Source organism: Affinundibacterium nitidum (assembly GCF_014284155.1).
Lineage (GTDB): Bacteria > Pseudomonadota > Gammaproteobacteria > Burkholderiales > Burkholderiaceae_D > Undibacterium > Undibacterium nitidum.
Genome location: NZ_JACOFZ010000004.1, coordinates 1 through 21,792, shown reverse-complemented (window position 1 = coordinate 21,792; position 21,792 = coordinate 1). Strand labels below are relative to the sequence as shown.

Annotated in this window: 11 protein-coding genes; 4 read left to right on the top strand and 7 right to left on the bottom strand. The window is 46.6% G+C overall.

What is annotated here, in order from left to right; translation table 11 throughout:
- Window positions 1–30: 30 nt before the first annotated feature.
- The 6 genes from H8K36_RS19360 to H8K36_RS11610 form a co-directional block, all read right to left on the bottom strand.
- Complete coding sequence (locus H8K36_RS19360; protein WP_230404572.1) at window positions 31–6,606, bottom strand: hybrid sensor histidine kinase/response regulator; 6,576 nt, start codon at window positions 6,604–6,606, stop codon at window positions 31–33.
- A gap of 93 nt (window positions 6,607–6,699) precedes the next feature.
- Window positions 6,700–8,922, bottom strand: coding sequence for a methyl-accepting chemotaxis protein (locus H8K36_RS11630; protein ID WP_186916922.1), 2,223 nt, complete (start codon window positions 8,920–8,922; stop codon window positions 6,700–6,702).
- Window positions 8,923–9,150: 228 nt separating this feature from the next.
- Window positions 9,151–9,732 carry a chemotaxis protein CheW gene (locus H8K36_RS11625; RefSeq protein ID WP_230404563.1) on the bottom strand — a complete coding sequence of 194 codons (582 nt, stop codon included), beginning with the start codon at window positions 9,730–9,732 and terminating at the stop codon, window positions 9,151–9,153.
- A 12-nt stretch (window positions 9,733–9,744) separates the two neighbouring features.
- Window positions 9,745–10,110: a response regulator transcription factor gene (locus H8K36_RS11620; RefSeq protein ID WP_186916653.1), complete on the bottom strand. Its 366-nt coding sequence runs from the start codon at window positions 10,108–10,110 to the stop codon at window positions 9,745–9,747.
- A gap of 27 nt (window positions 10,111–10,137) precedes the next feature.
- Complete coding sequence (locus H8K36_RS11615; protein WP_186916652.1) at window positions 10,138–10,539, bottom strand: response regulator; 402 nt, start codon at window positions 10,537–10,539, stop codon at window positions 10,138–10,140.
- Between the two features lie 187 nt (window positions 10,540–10,726).
- On the bottom strand, window positions 10,727–10,897 hold the full coding sequence (locus H8K36_RS11610; RefSeq protein WP_186916651.1) for a rubredoxin: 171 nt from the start codon (window positions 10,895–10,897) through the stop codon (window positions 10,727–10,729).
- A 417-nt stretch (window positions 10,898–11,314) separates the two neighbouring features.
- Here H8K36_RS11610 and hemL point away from each other — a divergent pair, with 417 nt between their 5' ends.
- From hemL to H8K36_RS11590, 4 genes are all read left to right on the top strand, one after another.
- Window positions 11,315–12,598 carry a glutamate-1-semialdehyde 2,1-aminomutase gene (gene hemL / locus H8K36_RS11605; protein WP_186916650.1) on the top strand — a complete coding sequence of 428 codons (1,284 nt, stop codon included), beginning with the start codon at window positions 11,315–11,317 and terminating at the stop codon, window positions 12,596–12,598.
- A gap of 373 nt (window positions 12,599–12,971) precedes the next feature.
- Window positions 12,972–14,849, top strand: a complete 1,878-nt coding sequence (locus tag H8K36_RS11600; protein WP_186916649.1) for a TolC family outer membrane protein — start codon at window positions 12,972–12,974, stop codon at window positions 14,847–14,849.
- Between the two features lie 185 nt (window positions 14,850–15,034).
- A complete protein-coding gene (locus tag H8K36_RS11595) occupies window positions 15,035–15,715 on the top strand; it encodes a transglutaminase-like cysteine peptidase (protein WP_230404560.1) in 681 nt (226 codons plus the stop codon).
- Window positions 15,716–15,762: 47 nt separating this feature from the next.
- Window positions 15,763–17,676 carry a bifunctional diguanylate cyclase/phosphodiesterase gene (locus H8K36_RS11590; RefSeq protein ID WP_186916648.1) on the top strand — a complete coding sequence of 638 codons (1,914 nt, stop codon included), beginning with the start codon at window positions 15,763–15,765 and terminating at the stop codon, window positions 17,674–17,676.
- Window positions 17,677–17,902: 226 nt separating this feature from the next.
- Here H8K36_RS11590 and H8K36_RS11585 read toward each other — a convergent pair.
- On the bottom strand, window positions 17,903–21,792 hold a 3,890-nt coding region (locus tag H8K36_RS11585; RefSeq protein ID WP_186916647.1), incomplete at its 5' end, for a beta strand repeat-containing protein.

Here is a 21,792-nt window from a genome sequence, read left to right as displayed (position 1 = left end):
TTCGAGGTTTCTATTGAGGCTCAGTACTGATTAAGACTCGACAGTCACTTCTTTATTGACGAAACCACTAATCGCACCTAACAAGTCATCCTCGCGGTAAGGTTTACCGAAGTATTCATTGACACCTAATTCCATCGCGTAGTTACGGTGTTTATCTGCAGTACGCGAGGTAATCATGATGATAGGGATATGACTCGTACGTGAATCACTACGAACGTTACGTGTTAAGTCGAAACCATCCATGCGAGGCATTTCAATATCGACCAACATTACATCAGGCGTAATCGATTGCAGCTGTTCCAAGGCATCGATACCGTCTTTTGCCAACACGACTTGATAGCCTTCACGCACCAACAGACGCTGAGTAACACGACGCACCGTCAAGGAGTCATCGACCACCATGACGATATGATGTGAACGCAGACCTTGAACGGGCTCCACTGAAGCGGGTGCAGCTGTTCCAGCCACCATTTCAGCGACAGCACCCATCTCTTGCGCTGCCGAATCCGCCGTTGCATCTGGCAATTTAGCACGCTCTGTTTCGAGTTTCTGTGCCAACGGAACAGGATTCAAAATCAAAACAATATCACCAGAACCGAGCACTGTCGCACCCGCGATACCGATCATACGAGCCAACTGCGGGCCAACGTTTTTAACAACGACCTCGCGGTTACCGATGATTTGATCAACGTGAATCGCGACGCGTTCTTTGTCGCTCTTCATGATCAGAATTGGTGTGTATTGTTGCGTATCTGGTGTCGCATTACGTTCACCGAGCATACTTGGCAAATAGTGCAAAGGTACTCGCGCACCTTGCCACATAATCGCACCATCATTGTAGGCTGTCGCCAAAGCTGCCGATTTGAGCTGCTGCACTTGTTCAACCAACACAGAAGGCACAGCAAAAGTCTTGCCACCGGCATTCAAGATAACGACCTGCGTCACCGCCAAAGTCAATGGTAAGTTGATTGTAAAGTGGGCGCCCTGTCCTTCAACAGAACTTACCGCTACGCGACCGCCGAGCGAAGCCGCTTCTGAACGTACCACGTCCATCCCCACGCCACGACCTGCCAATTCGGTGACTTCGCTCGCAGTTGAGAAGCCTGGCTCGAAAATCAGATTCACGACTTCACCTTCAGTCATGAAACTTTCATCTGTCAACAAACCAACTGTCTTCGCTTTTTCACGGATACGGCCGAGATTCAAGCCTTGACCATCATCGGTGAAGTGAATAACAACTTCATTACCCTCTTGACGAATCTCAATCAACAACTCACCGACTTCGTTCTTACCACGATTAATACGATCTTGACGGCTTTCGATACCATGCACAATCGCGTTACGCAGCATGTGTTCGAACGGACCAACCATTTTTTCCAAAACACTACGGTCAATCTCAACAGACGTACCGCGGATATCAAGGTTGACGCGCTTATCCATCTCTTTCGCTGTCTGACGTGCAATACGATACAAACGTTCAGACACGCTAGAGAACGGAATCATACGAACGCGCATCAAGTCTTGTTGCAATTCACGAGTCAGACGCGCTTGTGAGTTCAAGTCAGTCGTTGCGCCCTCAATCGTACGATTCAATGCCGATTGAACTGTCGCAACGTCGTTGACGCTCTCGGCCATCATACGTGTCAATTCTTGCAGACGCGTGAATCGGTCGAACTCAAGCGGATCGAATTCACGATCGCCAGACAATGCCATACGAGAAGAAATTTGCGTTTCAGCTTGAATCTCAACTTCACGCAACTGATCACGCAAACGGCTCACGTTTTCTGTCAATTCAGCCAAAGAAGATTTAAGTGTGTCGACTTCATTCTCAAGTTTAGAACGTGAGATAGAAACTTCACCAGCCTGGTTGACCAAGCGGTCAAGAATATCAGCGCGAACACGAACCAAAGGCACAGGTGCGGCACTTGCGGGAGCCACAACTTGTGGAGCAGCTTGACGCAATACACGTGGCGCAGTAGACGCCGGGACAACTGCCTTGACCTCGACCAACTTGGACTCAGGTTCTGCTGGCGCAGCGGCCTCTGTTGCAGCTGGTGCTAATGTATCAGGGACAGGCGCAGCCGCTGCCATTGCAGCCAACTCAGCCTCGGCGGCTTTCAGTTTCGCTTCTGCTTCAGCCAATGCAGCAGCATGCATCTCTTCTTGGAACTGATTAATCTCTTGCTCAACCGTCAGTTCCGCAGGCGCTGCGACCACCTCTTCTACGATACCAGGATTTTGCAAGCGATCGAACAAATGCATTGCATAGTCATGACGCGACAACAAGTCTTCAAGCAATGGTTGGCGAATCGTACTACCTGTATGCATCAAGTTTTCGATACGGGTTTCCATATCGTGAGTATGCTGTCCTAACTGCATCGCACCTGCCATACGTGCACTACCCTTAACGGTATGCATCAAGCGCAAGATAGACTGTGGAATTGCATTATCTTCAGGACTTTGCTGCCACGAGCGTAATAATTGACCGATCATTGGCAACAGATCGTTACCCTCTTCGATGAAGACTGGCAATAAATCATGGTCGATCTCATCGCTGACTTTGAGTTCGATACCAGTTGTAACGCGGTCGTCCTCAGAATCCACTTGTAACTCAACAGCTGTTGATGAAAGCGCAGGTTCATCCGCAACTTCGATTTCTGGCGCTGCTTCAACCACAGGAGCGACTTCGAGCTGGATTGAAGCAGGTGCTAGATCAACTTCGACAGCTGCTGCAATTGGGGTCTCGGATTCATTCGCCATCGCCAAAATCTCTGCCGCTGCGGCATCAACTTCAGTTGTGTCCTCTTCGTGAATCTCGATTGGGGCGGCCAAAACTTCAGTGTCAATTGACACTTCATCGCTGATGTCGTCCGCCACAAGGTCCACTTGCTCGCCAGCTGCGTCATTGTCCGAATCACCGTCAAGCATGATGTGGTCGAGACGCTCATTAGTCGAGGTAATGTATTCTTCATCGTTACCGACATTGGAGCGTGCAATCACTGCTTCCAACAATTCGCCTAACTTCTGGTTCTCGTTTGGAACACGTTCTGCCATTTCCGACAGTGCGAACTTCTGCAACATTGCCTTGACGCAGTCGACAACATGATCGAGCAGATCAAATTCAGAATCTTCTAAGACTACTGGATGACGCTCCAAGCGTTGCAACACATTTTCCAGACTATGCGCCAACTCTTGGGCAGCGTATAAACCAACTGTCGCCGAACTTCCCGCCAAAGAATGCGAGGCATGAACGGCATGACGGGAAACAGGACGAGTTGCCTCGTGTCGCCATTCAGCGAAATCTTGCGCTAAGAAACGTACAATTTCATCGGTTTCCGCCATGTAAATGGTATGCAAAGGCAGGCTAATTTCGATCTCACCAATACGCTTGGTATTGTCGGACTCGGCCGGCACTGGCATGGAAAAATCAGGGAACTCAATGATTTGTGCAGTCTTAACTGGAACTGCCGCTTCAGCAACTGGCTCAATGACCAGATCTTGCGTATTCTCCAGAGCAGTTTCAACAACTTCACTTGTTGGTTCGGTTGCCTCGCTGAGAGATGCTCCCTCGATACTTGCGATCGCGCCAGCGTCAACTGCCATTTGTTCCAACGAAGCAGACAACTCTTCCACTGATTCCGATACAGGCTCTAACACATGTACAGCAGTTACTGCAGGTTCGGACTCACCAGCAATCTCACCGATCACATCGGCTAACATCGGCAACTCTTCATTCGTATCAATCGACACACTTTCAGCAACGATGATCTCGGGCTCCAACTCCAGATCTACTGGAGTGTCGATCACAACAGGTTCAATAAAGGCTGCTTCTGTTGAAGAGGGAACTGTAGCTTCTTCCGCCGCAAAATCAACTTCTTCAGCCAGATCAAACGCTGGTAATGCTTCAATGACTTCTTCAATAGCAGGCTCTGCCAATGGTTCAGAGATTTCGACAATATTCGTATCAAAACTGAGTGGCGCTGCTAACTCTGTCTCTACCACCGGTTCGACAACCTCAATCGCTTCCATACTTGGTGCGACCAAGGACTCAACTAACCCATCGTTTGAAACCTCGTTCGTCGGTGCATTTGCAACCGTATCAAGACTAAAGTCACCGCCATCTTTGACCCGTAATGCTGCTGCGATGATCAAATCTGAATTGCGAGATGAGCTTCCTTTATTTTTGAGTTCTTCAACCCAATCGAACATCTCTTTTGCTGCATATTCAAGCAACTGGTAGAGCGCTTCAGTTCCCGCTCGGGATTCCGCTAGCCACAGATTCATGACTTGCTCAATATTCCAAGCGCCCTCACCAAACACATTCAATCCAACCATACGACCGCTACCTTTTAGCGTATGGAACGAGCGGCGTAGGCGAATCAAGAATTCTTGATTACTTGGTTCATGGCGGGATAGAGGAATGTTCTCTCCAACTGCACCAAGCACTTCGTCGGCTTCCATCAAGAAAATTTCGAGAAGTTCAGCGTCGATCTCTGCTTCTGTCTCAGGAATCTCTTGTGGCGCCTGCACCTGTGGAACGGCTTCAACATGTGAGGCTGCTGAAACAATTTCACCTAATGCTTCAGTTGCTTGTGTAAAGTCCTTCGTATTGAGAAGATCAATTGCAGATTTTGCGCGAGCACTTGCCTCTGTATCATCAAGCAGTGCGGCAAATGAACGCTCATGATCTAGTGAATCTTTTAACTGAGCCTGTAAATTGGAGTCTTGCGGTGCTTCGACCAATGACGCTAACAAGCGTTCTGATTCTTTCTGCTGTTCGATCAAATCGTGCTCTGCAGTGTGAGCTACGGCCTCACTTTGCTCCAACTCTACTGAAGGCAGCAGTTCCTTTTCTGGCGCTTTTTCGAGCAACTTCGTTTGAAACAACCCAGAATCCGAATCAAAACTAAAACGTTTCTTTGCGAACTCAGGCTGACTCTGCAAAGTCTCGATGAAGAATGAGAGAGCACCTACGTTTTGTGCAACTTTGTTGAATGAGGCAGCAACCTGGTCCTCTGGAGTACCTTCAACTCCGCGTTCAAATTCGCGTACCAAGCTTCTCGTGTAATTAACAGCGGCGAGCGCTTCATCTTGATCAAGAATCGCGAGGGCACCACCAATTTGCGCCAGAATGCCATCGACTGGAGCCAAAATTGTTGTGTTTGAAGGGTCGCGGAAATGCTCGTCTAATGCTTTTTCTGCTTGTTTCAAGCTTAATTGCATTTCGCCGACCAATGCCCCCATGGTCTGGCGTTGTTGCGCTTCTCTTGAGATTTCACCAATCCAGCTGGCTTGATTATCAGGAACTTCACCACCAACGACTGACAATAGGCGAGCGGAAATTTCGTCTGCACGAGCAGAAAAATTCGCTGGTAAATGTGTAATTTGATCTAAGGAATTCTCAATGAACAATAGGCAGGTCGCCAACTCTAAACCCATGCGTTCTTGATCTTTTGCTTTTACTGCGTGCCCAGCAATTCCACTTAACTCTCTGACTAACTTTGCCAGTGGTGGTGTCTGTAAGGTGTCAGCCGTGGCGACCAAATCTTTGATCTTTTGTTTAAATTTATCAGCGACGCCACTATCTCCATTCGAAATACGGCCCCACAGGTTCTTCACATTTGAGAGCTGCTCTTTTGCAGTCGCTAGCACCTGAGGTGAAATCAAACCGTAACGTTTTTGGTCGTAGTCATGCGGCACATGATCATCTAACTGATAAGCCTTACGAATCTGAGAAACAAACGGACTCGGTTCTTTGACCTGTGCGATAAAAAACAAAGCATCACGCAATAAGCGTTCTGGGACGCTCGTGTTTCCCTCAACTAAACGACGAATTTGGAGGTTAATCCGACCCCAAATTTGCTTTACGTGGCGCTCGTCGCGTTTATCAACTTGCGCGCTCGATTCGGCAAAAGCTCTCATCACCAACCAAAATGCTTTAGTTTGTGACGTGGTCTGTGCTTGTTCAATTTCTTTGATCAACACGCCCATCTGATTGGCCGCATCCGCTTGTGCTTCTGGGCTCTTACTCGTCAAGACAGTTAATAATAATTTTTCAAAGCGTAAGCGAATTGCGCCATAGTTAATATCTTTTGGTGAAGCGCTTAACGCTAGCTCAGGAATTTTTTCTTGAACTGATAAAGAAGGAAAAAATAAATCAGCAGGGTGAACACGCTCTGCGCCCTTAAGTTCTAATAGCGCTCGGTATTCTGGAAATAAACGAACGGGCTGTTGTGGATTGCCTGTCAATAAATCTTCGAGGTAACGTAACACTGCATAAAACGCTTCGGTCATCTTCGCGACAACCGCTGGCGATAACTCAAGTTTAGCCGTTTGGATGCGTTCAATTAATTCTTCGACCGTCTCGGTAACGATCGCAACACCTTCGACTTCAACGATTTGCAATGCGCCGTGAGCCTGATGTAAATATGTTTTTGCTTGTAGCAATGATGTTGCTTGCGCCTCAGCATCTTGTACCAATGCATCGCTCAGCAATTTTCCGGCACTACTAAGTGCCTCTCTTAACTCCGTCATCACCCACGACAAAGGCGCAATATCGAATTGCTCTTGGCCGTGTTCTGACGACTTGGAAGAACCTGATGTCATTCTTAATCCCCGCAAACTTTTCAGGCGAAAAACCAAGTTTTTCGCGTTGCTGTCATGTACTGGCCACACAAAGACATGGCCAGTTGTCTCCTATCAGGCTGCAACTCGGAAACGAGATACCGAGTTTTTCAATTCTTCAGCTAACTTAGACAAGTCCTTAATGGACATAGAAGTTTGTTGAGTACCGTTCTGGGTTTTTTCAGTAATCGTCAAAATGTGTTCAATATTTTGAGCAACACCGTTCGCTGAAGTAGCTTGCTGTTCAGTAGAGAGTGAAATACCTTGAATCAGTTCCGCGAGACGGTTTGAAACGCTACGAATTTCTGACAACGCAGTACCCGCCGCATCGGACAGTTTTGCTCCCTCAACCACACCCTGCGTTGATTTTTCCATCGCGGCAACCGCGTCGTGAGTATCCGTTTGAATCGTACGAACCAAGGCACCAATCTGCTTAGTCGCTTCCGCTGAACGTTCCGCAAGTCGCTGAACCTCTTCCGCAACAACTGAGAAGCCTCGACCTGCTTCACCCGCTGACGCTGCTTGAATCGCCGCATTCAACGCCAAAACGTTGGTCTGTTCGGTAATATCGGAAATCAGTTCTGTGATCTCACCAATCTCTTGTGAAGATTCACCGAGACGTTTAATACGTTTAGAAGTTTCTTGAATTTGTTCGCGAATCTCGTTCATGCCCTTAATCGTGTTTTCCACCGCCAAGGCTCCTTGTTCTGCCGCAGCAACCGACTGACGCGCAACCTCAGCTGATTCATTCGCAGAGCGAGAAACTTCGGTAATGTCGTTCGCCATGGTGGTAATTGCTTTACCGGCATCGACGATCTCGCGAGCTTGTTGATGAGACGCTTCCAACAACTCATCGGAAATAGTTTGCGCTTGCGATGACGCACTCGTAACTTGTACTGCAGTCGTAGTAACACGACCTACCAGTCCACGCAACTCTTCCACCGTGTAATTAACGGAGTCGGCGATCGCGCCCGTAATATCTTCAGAAACCGTCGCTTGTACAGTCAAGTCACCATCCGCAACTTCCTGCAACTCATTCATCAGTCGCAAAATCGCAGCCTGATTTTGTTCGTTAAGTGCGTTCGCTTGTTCCTCTTGTTTTTGCGCCAATTGCATCTGCGCATCGGCCTCGAGACGACGTTGATTCGCCTCTTTAGTACGATTACGACTGTCTTGCAACAATACGACCGCGATACCAGCAGCAGAGATCAAAGCCATCACCGCTGTAACCATCAAAAGCCAGAATGAAATGTTGGTTGTATCTTGCTGTTTTACGTAAGTTTTTTCTAGAGCTGAAATTTTTGTTTTCAACACTTCGTTTTCATTAAAGATTGTTTGCTCAGCTTCTTTTGCAGCAATAAACTCTGCCAATTTCACCAAAATGTTATCTACGCTCTTTTTGTAATCAACGAACGCTTTTTGCAACTCTGTCAATTTTGCGCGTGTTGCTGGTTCTTTCGTTGCTGGGAGTTTCAAAATCTCACTACCGTTCAAGAAACCTTCAACCAAATCGTAGAAAGTATTCGCATCTTTACCCAACAAGAAAGCTTTCTCAGCATTAATACCTTCAGTCGTCATAAATTCCGCCGCGCTTCGAGCAAGACGTTGTGTCAACATGACTAACTGACCGGATGCCACGATCGCCTGAGGCGAGGCACCATTTTGCACTTTCTGCGCTTGTACTTCATCGGACAGACTTGCTAATGTTGGAGACAGCAAGTTCATGCTTTCCAAATCTTCGCGGAAGCCATTCAACTCTTTCTTCGTTTTCAAAATAGTTGACGCAGCCTTGTTGGAGTTATTCCAAGAGGCTTTTGTAGACTTCAAGACAGTTTCCAATGCAGAACTTGGCGTCGACACAGAACGGCCGTTATACTCGCCACCACTAATCAACACGTTGAGGTTTGAGTTAATTGCTTTTTGACTCTCTTCCAACTGTTGGAACGCAATTGGCTTACCGTAAATCGCATTCGGTGCAGCTTTACCGATACGCTGGGAGTGCATCAAAATCTCACCAGAAATCTGCGCTTGTGTAGAGATCAGTTCGGACTGTTTAGCATTTAACCAAACGAACACCGCACTGAGTAACAAACTCGCACCCATAGCGATCAACAAATATCGAATTTGGCGTTGAAGCGACAAGTGACCAATCAAAGGCAAGCGAATATCTCTGCCCTTTTCGATCGCGTCACCAATAATGGTCGCATCGACTCGATTGATCGTACTATCCTCGAGTGGAATCTCAGGGCTAGCACTCAATTCAGGCTCAGCAGTAGCTTGTTCGTCGTCGGAAACCATGCGCACGTTTTGCGCCTCTTCAATGGCCAATTCAGCTGGGATAGCGGCATCCGCAACAGGCTCCATCGCAACTTCCGAAGGTTTGTTCGCAAAGTCCAAATCTTGAACTTCTTGATCCTCTGTCGACTGGGTTTGATTATTCAATGCCATTACTAACTCTCCTAAACGATTTAAAAGCTACGCTTTTTCTATTGTGCTTATTAGTGCTTAAATTACTTATTAAATCTCTTACAAACCAATATGCAAGAAGTTTTGATCTTGAACCAACAAAGTTAAACTGAGCTGCCACCATTCGTTACCGTCCGCATCAACGAAACGATTCAACAGCCAAGGTTTCAACTCAATATTTTCTTCATGATCGATCAATTGCATCTGATCTACATTACGCAAACCAAGGACTTTTGAAACCAACAAACCACTGTTGAATGACAGTGCGTTCGCAAAAGCCAACACTCGGCTCGAAGTATCCACGGGAGTTGGATCGCCGCCGCCAAAACGGGAAAAATCGATCACACTAGTTAAACTACCACGGACATTCGAAACACCAAGATACCAATCCTTAGTTAAGGGCACCTTCGTCATATTGCCGGTCGTTACAATCTCACCCGCCTCTTTCAGGTCAATTAAGTAACGGCCTTTACCAATCAAAACACCCAATTGATTCGCACGCGTATGTGAACCAGCTTTCGCCGCTTGCATGCGCTCCATAAGCTGGGTTTGAAAGTCGCGCAAACGAGCACGACGTCCAACGGCGCTTGACTTAGGCGCTGTTATTTCATTGGGTGACTCTTCACGAAGATTCTCTGTCATAACTCAAACCATTCAGCCTAAAGCCGCAATTTTCGCCAATAATTCTTGTGGGTCGATCGGCTTAACCAGGTAATCACGCGCTCCTTGGCGTAATCCCCAAATACGATCAGTTTCCTGATTTTTACTTGTGCAAATAATGACCGGAACATCTTGCGTGTCAGGGTCACGTGAAATTGCACGGGTAATTTGGAAGCCGTTTTGACCAGGCATAACGACGTCCATCAAAATCAATTGAGGCTTATCTGCCTTGATCTTTAACAATGCATCTTCACCATTTTCAGCTGTCGACACAGAAAAACCATTTTTGACCAAGATATCAGTCAAAAAATAACGTTCTGTCGGAGAGTCATCAACGATGAGAATTTTTTGTATTGCCATTTTCTTACCTCAAAATATATTACTAAGTTAATTAGTTGCTACAGCAGAAGTATACTTTCTAACTGTTTTTAACAAGCTGTCTTTGGTAAATGGCTTGGTCAGATACTCCTCTGAACCAACCATTGCCCCCCGAGCGCGGTCAAATAAGCCATCTTTTGATGACAACATGATCACAGGTGTATCCCGGAATTTGGCACTTTTCTTAATCAATGCACAGGTTTGATAGCCGTCCAGCCGTGGCATCAAAATATCGCAAAAGATCAAATGCGGATGAGTGTCGTTAATCTTTGCTAACGCATCAAAACCGTCTTCCGCCAGCACCACTTTATACCCGACCTGCCCCAGAAAGATTTCAGCCGATCGACGAATCGTACTACTATCGTCGATCACCATAATCCTCAAATTTTCGTTACCTGTTGACGTTGACATGAGCCTATCTCGGAATGAAAAGAATAATTACCACACTGCACTGTAACAAAATTTATCAAGCTTGCACCAATTTTTTGCTCTAATCTACACTATGAAACAACAATTTCTCCATTGAAGCAGTTAATTGCGTTTACTTTCGCCTTGATCTACTTTTCAAAGATTTCATTTCAAAATAACAACAATGAAATCAGACTGGTACCATGTCAAAATCGTCTTTCCTTGCTCCACATTCTGGGCAAGACCAATTTAGAGGCACATCTTCCCAACGTGTGCCAGCCGGAATGCCGTCCTCCGGCATACCTTGCGCCTCATCGTAAATCCATCCACAAATCAAACACATCAACGTTTTATATTCCACGCCTCAGATTCCTTTTAGTTAACGACTTTAGATTGTTCATCAGTTAAAATCTGACAGCATTCCAACTGCGCTTTCACTTTATTTTTTGCTGTGCAAAAGCACAAACCAGTCAGCAATGCAAAGGATAAACAATCTTCCCAATTTCATCCACAAAAAAGAAGAGTAGTTTACGAATAAGCAAGGCCCAATGAAGCAATTATTGACAAAAATGGTGTTTGCGAAAAATGGCAGTTCGTTAATCCAAACGCCGATTTACCAGTCGACGCTTCCAATACAAAAGTAAAGATCACTCAAAAAAAAGCCAACAATAAAACTGACCGCTTTGAAAAAAGATAGGGTTTCGCACCAATAACTGAGCAAAAACTCTAAACACAACAAGACGCTACAATTACAACTTCACAACCCAAAGCCACTCCTATGTCAAATAACGATACCCTATTTCAACGAGCACAACTTTCTACTCCCGGCGGCGTTAACTCTCCGGTGCGCGCTTTCCGCTCAGTGGGCGGCACGCCTCGCTTTATCCAGCGCGCCGAGGGTGCACACTTTTGGGATGCTGATGACAAGAAATACATCGATTACATAGGTTCTTGGGGCCCAGCAATCTTAGGACACGCTCACCCCGAAGTCATTCAAGCCGTTCAAGAAGCCGCCGCACGTGGACTTAGTTTTGGTGCACCGACCGAAGGTGAAATTTTGATGGCAGAGGAGATCTGCAAGCTCGTTCCCTCCATAGAGCAGGTTCGATTAGTTTCGAGCGGTACAGAGGCGACAATGAGCGCGCTCAGGCTCGCACGTGGCGCTACTAAGCGCGATAAAATAATCAAATTCGAAGGTTGCTACCATGGACACGCTGATTCACTTCTCGTGAAGGCCGGCAGTGGCCTCCTGACTTTTGGCAACCCCACATCCGCAGGTGTCCCAGAAGATTTCACTAAACACACTTTAGTGCTCGACTACAACAACTGCGAACAACTCGAAGCTGCCTTCAAAGAGTTTGGCGATCAGATTGCCTGTGTAATTGTCGAGCCTGTTGCTGGCAATATGAACTTAATTAAAGCGACGCCATCGTTCTTAGAAACAATGCGTCGTTTATGCGATGACTTTGGCAGCATTCTTATATTTGACGAAGTCATGTGCGGCTTCCGTGTAGCACTTGGAGGAGCGCAATCGATTTACAACATCACCCCAGACTTAACCGCCCTCGGAAAAGTTATCGGCGGAGGCCTTCCTGTCGCAGCATTTGGTGGCAAGGCTAGCATCATGAAACACCTAGCCCCTCTCGGCGGAGTGTATCAAGCGGGCACTTTATCGGGCAATCCCGTTGCAGTGGCTGCTGGACTAACGACATTGAAACTGATCCAAGCGCCAGATTTCTATTCTCACCTCTCGGCACAAACAAAGCGCCTAGCAGATGGATTCAATGCTATTGGACAGAAGCACGGTCTTGATTTCTGCGCTGACTCAATTGGAGGGATGTTCGGGATTTATTTCAATTCCAAGGTACCGACGAGCTATGCAGAAATGATGAATTCTAAAAATTCAGCGTTCAACCAATTTTTCCATTTGATGCTTGACCAAGGCGTTTACCTTGCGCCATCAGCATTTGAAGCCGGATTTGTATCGATCGCCCACAATAACGATATCATTGATGACACACTCAGACTCACCGATGAAGCGCTAAGCGAATTAAAAAAATAGGAAGCTGCCGAATAGATCTGCCCTTTCTGAATCCAGAATGGGCAGATTCAGCGATTTATTGTGGATTACAGGGACAAAGCACTGCCTCACCCCAAGACTTAACACGTAAAACTTACACGTAAAACAGAGTTACACGTAATAATTCCATGTAAACGGAAGAAAAAAGATTCAAATCGTGACATTTTTAGCATTGGCACAAGGTTTGCTTACGTAACGTTGGCAATTTCACACTGATAGTATTTAGCTACCAATACCACTTGTGCAAAATCTGTGAATTTTTGCAAAATACCTATCAGAATTTAAATATCGCCTTGTAACTGCCGATAAAATTCTGATATCTTCCTCGCAACCAAACTTGAATTATTTGAGAATTATGCAATTTAAATTACAAAAAATAAGCATCGCGATTAGCCTGCTGTCACTTTCATTAGCGACACATGCACAAGTCCAAACTCTCAAAGAAGTTACCCAAAAAGCGGTGTCTACCAACCCAGAGGTACTGGCAAAATGGCATACTTTCCAATCGACTTCTGCTAGCCGTGATGCCGTCAGTGGTGCCTATTTGCCTAGCCTAAACTTGAACGCCGATGCTGGTCGAGATAATCGCGACAATCGATTGGGAAAAACTGAGTTGAGCAGAACCTCAACCAGTCTAAGTTTAAATCAGATGCTATTTGATGGTTTCCTGACACGTAATCAGGTTAAACAGCTTGATCATCTGAAGCAAGTGCGCCTGTATGAATTATTTGACACTTCGGAGAGTATCGCACTTGAAGTGGTTCGAGCCTATGCTGACGTCGTTCGCTACCGCAAACTCGTTTCGCTTTCAGAAGATAACTATGTCCGCCATCGCGCGGTTTTTGAACAAATTCAAGCAAAATCCAAGGCTGGGGTTGGAAGACGTGTCGATCTTGAACAAATTTCAGGTCGCCTCGCCTTAGCTGAGGCAAATTTAATCACCGAAACATCTAATTTACACGATGTAAGTGCGCGCTTCCAGCGCTTAGTTGGCGTCATGCCTGGTAAAAATTTGGAATCATTGACGATGTTCACCAATGGCGCTCCTGGCAATATTGTGAACGCCCTCAACGCTGCGTTCAATCAGCATCCTGCTTTACTTGCAAGCATGGAGAACATCGCATCAGTCAATAGCAGCATGAACTCTCGCCGCTCCGCCTATTCGCCAAGGTTAGATCTCAAAGCACGCGCTGAACGAGGTAACAATATTGACTATGTCAGTGGTCGCACAAATAACAATACCGCTGAAGTAGTAATGACGTGGAATCTCTTTAATGGTGGTGCAGACAAAGCAAAAATCCAAGAAGCTGCTGATCAAGTCAATCTCGCCAAGGATCTGCGTGACAAAACCTGTCGAGATATTCGACAAACTTTGTCAATTGCTTATAACGATACGCGAAAGCTAACTGATCAATTAGGTTTCCTCGACCAGCATCAACTGTCGATCGAAAAAGCGCGTGACGCTTACCGCCAGCAGTTTGAAATCGGTCAACGTTCACTTTTGGATTTGCTGGATACGGAAAATGAACTTTTCCAAGCAAAAAGAGCTTTTAGCAATGCAGAAGTAGACCTCTACCTAGCGTATGCTCGCACCCATGCTGGCATGGGTCAGTTGCAATCGATATTGGGCTTAGAAAACATCTCTGCCCGTGATGGCTCGAAATTCGACAAGTCGGAAATAAACGAGTACTCCGCGAATTGCCCGGCCGAAGCACCTGAGTTATACGTTTCCGACAAGAACGCGCTGAATCAACGAGCCGCAGAGGTAGTAGGCACTATTATTCCACCTGTTAGAGTTGAAAAGCCAGCCGTCAAAGTTGAAACGCCGGTCCAAGCCGCTCCTGCAGCTCCAGCCCCAAACACACCAAGTGCCAATCAAATTGCTGCTGCGAGAACAAGTATTCTAAACGCACTCAAGGGCTGGCGCGAAGCTTGGATCAGTATGGATCCTGAAAAATACTTTAGCTTCTACAGTGATAAATATACATCTCGCGACTCGTGGAAAGCTGCTCGCAGGGCCCGTTTGATGGGAGCACAAAAGATTAGCCTAGAATTGTCTGACATCAAGTTCACAATGCAAGATGAAAAGCATGCGATCTCCGCTTTCCATCAAGAATACAAATCTTCTTCTTATCAAGATACATTGCAAAAAACCATCTACTGGGAAGAGATAGATGGTAAATGGCAAATTGTAAATGAGGTCGTTTCTGGACCGAACGCTCGTCAGTGGTGACCTATCGCCAATGAACTATCAAACCCACGCGGCGATTGCGTGGGTTTTTTTTCGCATACTGAAACAACAAGCTGAACAAATGTTTCCTGTTTGCAGCATAAATTCTTGTAGAATATTCGATACTTAGCGCATGAGTCATATCCCCTTTCAACTTGTAGCATCACATCGGGTCATTCCAACGCAACATGAATCGTACATTCACATTTCGGATGTCTTTCCTTGCGTTGCTGCTTCTCGCGTTTTTATCCCTTCCACATTCGGTCTATTCAGCCTTAAACAACGACAAGCTGCGCTCCTCCATGCGTCAGCAAGGTGGAAGTGAGCAAACCTTTAACGAATGGCTTAACTTGATGGCGAGTTTGGGTGACCAAAGCGTTGAGGTAAAACTACAAAGAGTGAATAGTTTTTTTAATAAGAAGCTCAGTTATTTTGAGGATATTGAGATTTGGGGGCAATCCGACTATTGGGCCACTCCCTTGGAAAGCATGGCAAAAGGAAAGGCAGATTGCGAAGACTTTGTGATTGCCAAATACTTCAGTTTACGAAGTTTAAATATACCTGATTCGCAACTACGCCTAGTCTACGTCAAAGCAAAAATTGGCGGTCCAAACAGCAGTATTCAGCAGGCACATATGGTTTTAGCCTATTACCCCAATGTCGATGGAGAGCCTGTCATTTTGGATAACTTGATCACTGACATTCGCCCTGCTGCACGCCGCGGCGATTTAAGTCCTGTTTTTAGTTTCAATAGCCAAGGGGTATTCGCAGGTGTGGCTGGTAATGCGCAAATGGGGCCAGGTGGAACGAGTCGCCTATCTCGTTGGCAAGACCTACTCGACCGAGCACACAAAGAAGGTTTTGATTAAATCGTTTGAATAAGAAATACTCATTTTTAGTAATAGAGGGACAAACTATGTCTATGTATCGACAACTCTGGCTTGCAATTTCCTTGAGTACATTGCTTGCACTTGCTGGTAGCCTTTTCGCATCCATCATGAGTTCGCGCGCCTATTTGAACGAGCAGCTGCGAATGAAGAATAATGACAATGCGACAGTACTTGCGTTATCGCTCAGTCAGAAAAATATTGACGCAACGGAGCTTGAGCTGATCGTCGCTTCATTGTTCGACAACGGGCACTATCAGTCAATCAAGGTTACGGATCCTAAAGGACAGTTATTAGTCGAGAAAACATCTCCTGAGGAGCACACCAGTGTTCCCGATTGGTTCACGAAATTACTACCGATTTCTTCCCAGCCAGGAACCGCCCAAATTAGCAGTGGCTGGAAGCAAGTAGGCTCGATCTCCATCGTTTCCCAAACAGGAACTGCATACCAAACACTGTGGAACTCAACCCGCGAAATGATTCTCGCGCTGGCGCTGTCAGGGCTTCTTGCCTCGTATCTCGGAACTCTGGTAATTCGCAGGCTCAAGAAACCATTGCGTGATTTAATTGACCAAGCGCGGGCCATGGTGGAGCGCCGTTTCATTACCGTAGAAGAATCCAGAGTTCCAGAGCTGCGGCAATTGAGCGTTGCAATGAACTCAACCACCACACTATTGAAAGCTATGTTCGCAGAAGAAGCGGAACGTCTTGATCAATTAAGGCGTCAGGCAAACACTGACACAGTGTGTGGTTTATATAATCGGGCCAATTTTCTTTCACAACTTCAGATTACTGTTGAAGAAGAAAATGCTCCTCCAGGCAGCTTAGTCATGATTCGAATTAATGGTTTGATCGAAGCAAATCGTACGCTAGGACGAGTTAAGACAGACACACTTCTTCGCAACCTAGGGCAAATTCTGAATGTGTATCAGAATGATTTACCCGATGGATTCGCGGCACGCCTGAATGGAACCGACTTCGCGTTATTAAGCCGCAATTCCGCGATTGAGAATGTGGTCGCATCTTTGCTCGAACAGATAACCAGTTTATTTTCGTCTTCCGATGCGAATCTGAAAGCATTTATTGGCTATGGTCATTTCGAATACGGAATTTCACCGAGCATCCTCCTATCGCAAGTTGATGCAGCAGTTGCTAGCGCTGAGGCGACCGACCTCAGCAGCGTCCATAAAGCTGCACCACTTAACATTGAACACGCACCAAAGTCTTTGGAGGAGTGGTCAAAACTAATCCAACGCGCACTAGACCAAAACTGGGTGAAGTTAGACTACTTCCCGGTTATCAATCATCAGAAGAAACTGATTCATCAAGAATCTGCACTTAGACTCATGTTTGGTGGTGAATGGTTCCCAGCTGGGCGCTTTTTACCGATTGCGGAGCGTTTAGGGCTAAGTGCAAAATTAGACGTGATATCGGTCAAACTTGCGCTTGACGCAATTGAGAGCCAAGCAAGCGAACATCAAATCTCAGTCAACATTTCCGCAAAATCGATACAAGACCCTGAATTCAGAGAACAAATTAAGGCACTCCTATCAATCAAACCACAAGCAAGCAAATCGCTTTGGCTTGAGATACCGGAAATTGGTGCATTTTCGAATCTTGATACTTTCCGCAACTTCCAAAAAACGATTGATAGCTATGGCTGCAAACTCGGTTTAGAGCATTTCGGAAAGAATCTAGAGCAAATCAATCTGCTCAACACACTTGATATCGACTTCGTAAAATTTGATGTAAGTTTTGTTCGCAACATCGAAGCAATACCTGCAAACTTCGATTTCCTAAAGGGTGCTGTCGCAATCCTGCACCGAATGAATTTACAGGTTTATGTTGAGGGACTCGCACGTAAAGAGGAATTTGACGCGCTCGCGAGCCTAGATCTGGAAGGAATGACAGGGCCATATATCGGAAAGCTGCTAAGTCATTGACAGGAAATTTCACCGGAAAGGGACTCGACTATAATCAAAAAGTCGCGCCTAAACACGGATGAGAACATCGAGCTAAAGAAAAGAAGTGTTTTCCTAAAGTTCAATCTTGAGTGTTGAGCATAAAGTCGATTGTTGATACTTTCGATTAAATAATTCAAATTTTTTCGTTAACAATGAAAAAGGAGTGTCAAATCAATGACACTCCTTTTTTCTTACAAACAAAGAGCTAGTCGGTAATCAATTTACCTTTCGAAATCAAATCATTAATTACTTGCAGGTCGCTAGTAAATCCGCTCGTCAAATTCACTCCACTAAATACAATTTGTTGAACACTATTACTTGTGACGTCAGCAAAAGCACCGCCTACTGAATGTCCAGCAGTAAACGCACCGGTTGTACTAATGAATGCAGTTGTGTTGGTTCCATTCCAGCTAAAGTGAACAAACTTATCAAGAGTTGCAGCACTCTCACCCGACAGTAAATCACGTAGATCAAGGCGATCGCCTCCAGAAGCAAACGTACCTGTAGCAAAGTCTGAGATCGTATCAACAGCTTGTGCTGCATTGGTTCCATTATCGTTCAGCGCCCACTTGAAAGTATCTGCACCCGTTCCACCAGTTAATGAATCGCTGCCTTGACCTCCGATTAGTACGTCATTGCCTGCTTTTCCATCGATTGTGTCATTACCGGCATACCCATAAATAATGTCGCTCACAGAATCACTGCCAGTTAACGTATTCGCACCCGAAGTACCCTCCAAGTTCTGATGGCCGCTCAAATTCAATGTGAGAGAATTAGTGGACGTATCGCCATCCTTGTCTGTAACCGTGTAGTTAAAAGTTGCCGTTAATTGTTGGCCCGTAGTGATAGCGCCACGAGTCGCTTCATTCATCGTGAAGGTGTATGTGCCGTCACTATTACCAACAAAAGTGCCGTAAGTACTTGTACCACTCCAAACGACGCCGGATGCATTCAACCCATCAGCGCCACCTTGAGCAAATACATTGCCGCTTGCGGTCGGTAACGGCTCAGAGGTCGTGATTGAGGCAAAAATACCAAAGCTAGAAGCCTGTTGTTCACGTGTATAAATCTGCGTCACCAAATTGCCACTTGAATCTTGGAAGCCATTCAAGTTAACGACATAATTTTGTCCGGCAATATTAATTGTCGAAGCTGAGGATGGCAGTGTAATGATGTCACGAGATGCATCATCTGTTGGTGTACTAGTGTTTGGCGTCTCTGTATGGTCTAGTCGAATCGTGAACGGCACATTTGTAGAAATACCATTAATCACCGCATTGAATGACACTGTCAAGTCAGTGTAATTCAAAGGACTTCCTGAAATCGGGAAGTTATTGTGCGTAAATGTACCAACTTTAAACAACTGATTCAGGACAACTGGCGTGCCTGTGGCAGACGTAAATGACGTCGAATCAACAAGAGTATATCCTGAAGGCGTGCCGCCAGTACCCCATGTCAAAACTTCACCCAATGCATCAGTATCAGCTGGAGTTCCTTCGGTAGCAGTAATTGACGTTCCATTATCTAACACAGCATTGATAAAACCAGCTTTCAAGGTGTTCACACTTAGTGCATCAACGCCAATATAGATATTATTGCTTGCTGCAGGTGCGACTGGAGAATCATCTTCGACATTAATCGTCAATGTTCCTGCGCCACTTGCACTACCATCGTTTGCACTCACACCAAAATTGAGTGCCCGCAAATCTTCACCAGCTGCTGCATGATCGATTGGCGCCTTTAGGGTGAAAGTATAGGCACCCGTACTCGTCAAGCTAATCGTCGCGACATCTACCGTACCCGCTTTACCAGTATATGTTTGACCAACAAGTGTCCAAACCACGGCAACTCCGTTTGAGGTAATGCCAGTTGGAGCGGATGTAAATGTCCAAGTGCTTGCTGGGCCATCAAGGTCGGTTGAGACCATTGTTCCACTTACTGTGACATTGTTTGTGGTATCCGGTGAGCCCGTCGTATCTGCTATCGCACCAGCTAACCCCTCTTCCGAAACGTTTGCGGATTGATTGGTTACAACAGGCGAATCATTCGTACCGGTGATCGTGAAGGTAACATCTTGTATGGATGAATCTGCTGTACCGTCATTGATTTTCACTTGGTAGGTAATCGTCAAACTTTCACCTGCACGCAAGAAGTCTAAATTCGCAGCTGCTGGATCGTAGGTGTACGCAATCGCCGTACCTGCACCACCGTTCGAGGTTTGGGTCGTTGGCGTGATGCTGAATGCACCTGCTGCTATCAAGGAAGCTGCACCTGCAGGTAAGGTGTAGTTCGCACCGTTCAACTGCACTACAGGTGAACCCACCACAGAGGCTGTCAAGGTGTCACCTACATCCGCATCGGATACAGCGAAGCTGCCGTTGATTGCTGTCAAGTTTTGTGCTGATGCGTCTGCAGCTTCTACGATCGCCGTTGGGTTCGTCGTATCTGTCAATACTGGAGCATCGTTCGCGCCGGTGATCGTGAACGTCACGTCTTGCACTGCGGAGTCTGCCGTACCGTCATTGACCTTCACTTGGTAAGTGATCGTCAAGCTTTGACCTGCACGCAAGAAGTCTAAGTTCGCCGCTGCTGGATCGTAGGTGTATGCAATCGCTGTGCCTGCACCGCCATTCGACGTTTGAGTCGTTGGCGTGATGCTGAATGCACCTGCTGCCGTCAATGCTGTCGCACCAGCTGGCAAGGTGTAGTTCACACCATTCAATTGCACCACTGGGGAACCAACCACAGAGGCTGTCAAGGTGTCACCTACATCCGCATCGGATACCGCGAAGCTACCAGTGATCGCAGCTAAGTTCTGGGCAGATGCATTGGCTAACTCGACTACAGCTGTTGGGTTGGTCGTATCTGTCAATACCGGTGCATCGTTCGCACCAGTGATCGTGAACGTCACGTCTTGCACTGCGGAGTCTGCTGTACCGTCATTGACCTTCACTTGATAAGTGATCGTCAAGCTTTGGCCTGCACGCAAGAAGTCTAGATTCGCTGCAGCTGGATCGTAGGTATAACCGATGCTGGTCGAACCACCGTTAGAAGTTCCATTGGTCAGGGTTAATGCACCAGCTGCCGTCAATGCTGTTGCACCGGCTGGTAAGGTGTAGTTCACACCGTTCAACTGCACTACAGGTGAACCCACCACAGAAGCGGTCAAGGTATCACCGATATCCAAATCAGAGACGGCGAAGCTACCTGTAATCGCTGCCAAGTTCTGAGCAGAAGCATTAGCTAGCTCAACCACAGCTGCTGGGTTCGTTGTGTCACTCAACACTGGCGCATCGTTCGCACCGGTGATCGTGAACGTCACGTCTTGCACTGCGGAGTCTGCTGTACCGTCATTGACCTTCACTTGGTAAGTGATCGTCAAGCTTTGGCCTGCACGCAAGAAGTCTAAGTTCGCCGCTACTGGATCGTAGGTGTACGCAATCGCTGTACCTGCACCACCATTCGAGGTTTGGGTCGTTGGCGTGATGCTGAACGCACCTGCTGCCGTCAATGCTGTTGCACCGGCTGGCAAGGTGTAGTTCACACCGTTCAACTGTACTACCGGTGAGCCTACAACTGAAGCAGTCAAAGTATCGCCGATATCCAAATCAGAGACTGCGAAACTGCCTGTGATTGGAGCCAAGTTCTGCGCAGAAGCGTCTGCAGCTTCTACGATCGCTATTGGGTTCGTCGTATCTGTCAACACTGGCGCATCGTTCGCACCGGTGATCGTGAAGGTCACGTCTTGCACTGCGGAGTCTACTGTACCGTCATTGACCTTCACTTGGTAAGTGATCGTCAAGCTTTGGCCTGCACGCAAGAAGTCTAAGTTCGCCGCTGCTGGATCGTAGGTGTACGCAATCGCTGTACCTGCACCACCATTCGAAGTTTGGGTCGTTGGTGTGATGCTGAACGCCCCTGCTGCTGTCAGTGATGTTGCACCTACTGGCAAGGTGTAGTTCACACCATTCAACTGTACTACAGGTGAACCCACCACAGAAGCAGTCAAGGTATCGCCGATATCCAAATCAGAGACGGCGAAACTGCCAGTGATTGGAGCCAAGTTCTGCGCAGAAGCGTCTGCAGCTTCTACGA

Excerpts from the sequence above, each read along its gene's own strand:
- H8K36_RS11630 (WP_186916922.1), bottom strand. The coding sequence starts at position 8,922 with ATGGTTTCCGACGACGAACAAGCTACTGCTGAGCCTGAATTGAGTGCT.
- H8K36_RS11600 (WP_186916649.1), top strand. The coding sequence starts at position 12,972 with ATGCAATTTAAATTACAAAAAATAAGCATCGCGATTAGCCTGCTGTCA.
- hemL (WP_186916650.1), top strand. The coding sequence starts at position 11,315 with ATGTCAAATAACGATACCCTATTTCAACGAGCACAACTTTCTACTCCC.
- H8K36_RS11590 (WP_186916648.1), top strand. The coding sequence starts at position 15,763 with ATGTCTATGTATCGACAACTCTGGCTTGCAATTTCCTTGAGTACATTG.
- H8K36_RS11620 (WP_186916653.1), bottom strand. The coding sequence starts at position 10,110 with ATGGCAATACAAAAAATTCTCATCGTTGATGACTCTCCGACAGAACGT.
- H8K36_RS11595 (WP_230404560.1), top strand. The coding sequence starts at position 15,035 with ATGAATCGTACATTCACATTTCGGATGTCTTTCCTTGCGTTGCTGCTT.
- H8K36_RS11625 (WP_230404563.1), bottom strand. The coding sequence starts at position 9,732 with ATGACAGAGAATCTTCGTGAAGAGTCACCCAATGAAATAACAGCGCCT.
- H8K36_RS11615 (WP_186916652.1), bottom strand. The coding sequence starts at position 10,539 with ATGTCAACGTCAACAGGTAACGAAAATTTGAGGATTATGGTGATCGAC.
- H8K36_RS19360 (WP_230404572.1), bottom strand. The coding sequence starts at position 6,606 with ATGACATCAGGTTCTTCCAAGTCGTCAGAACACGGCCAAGAGCAATTC.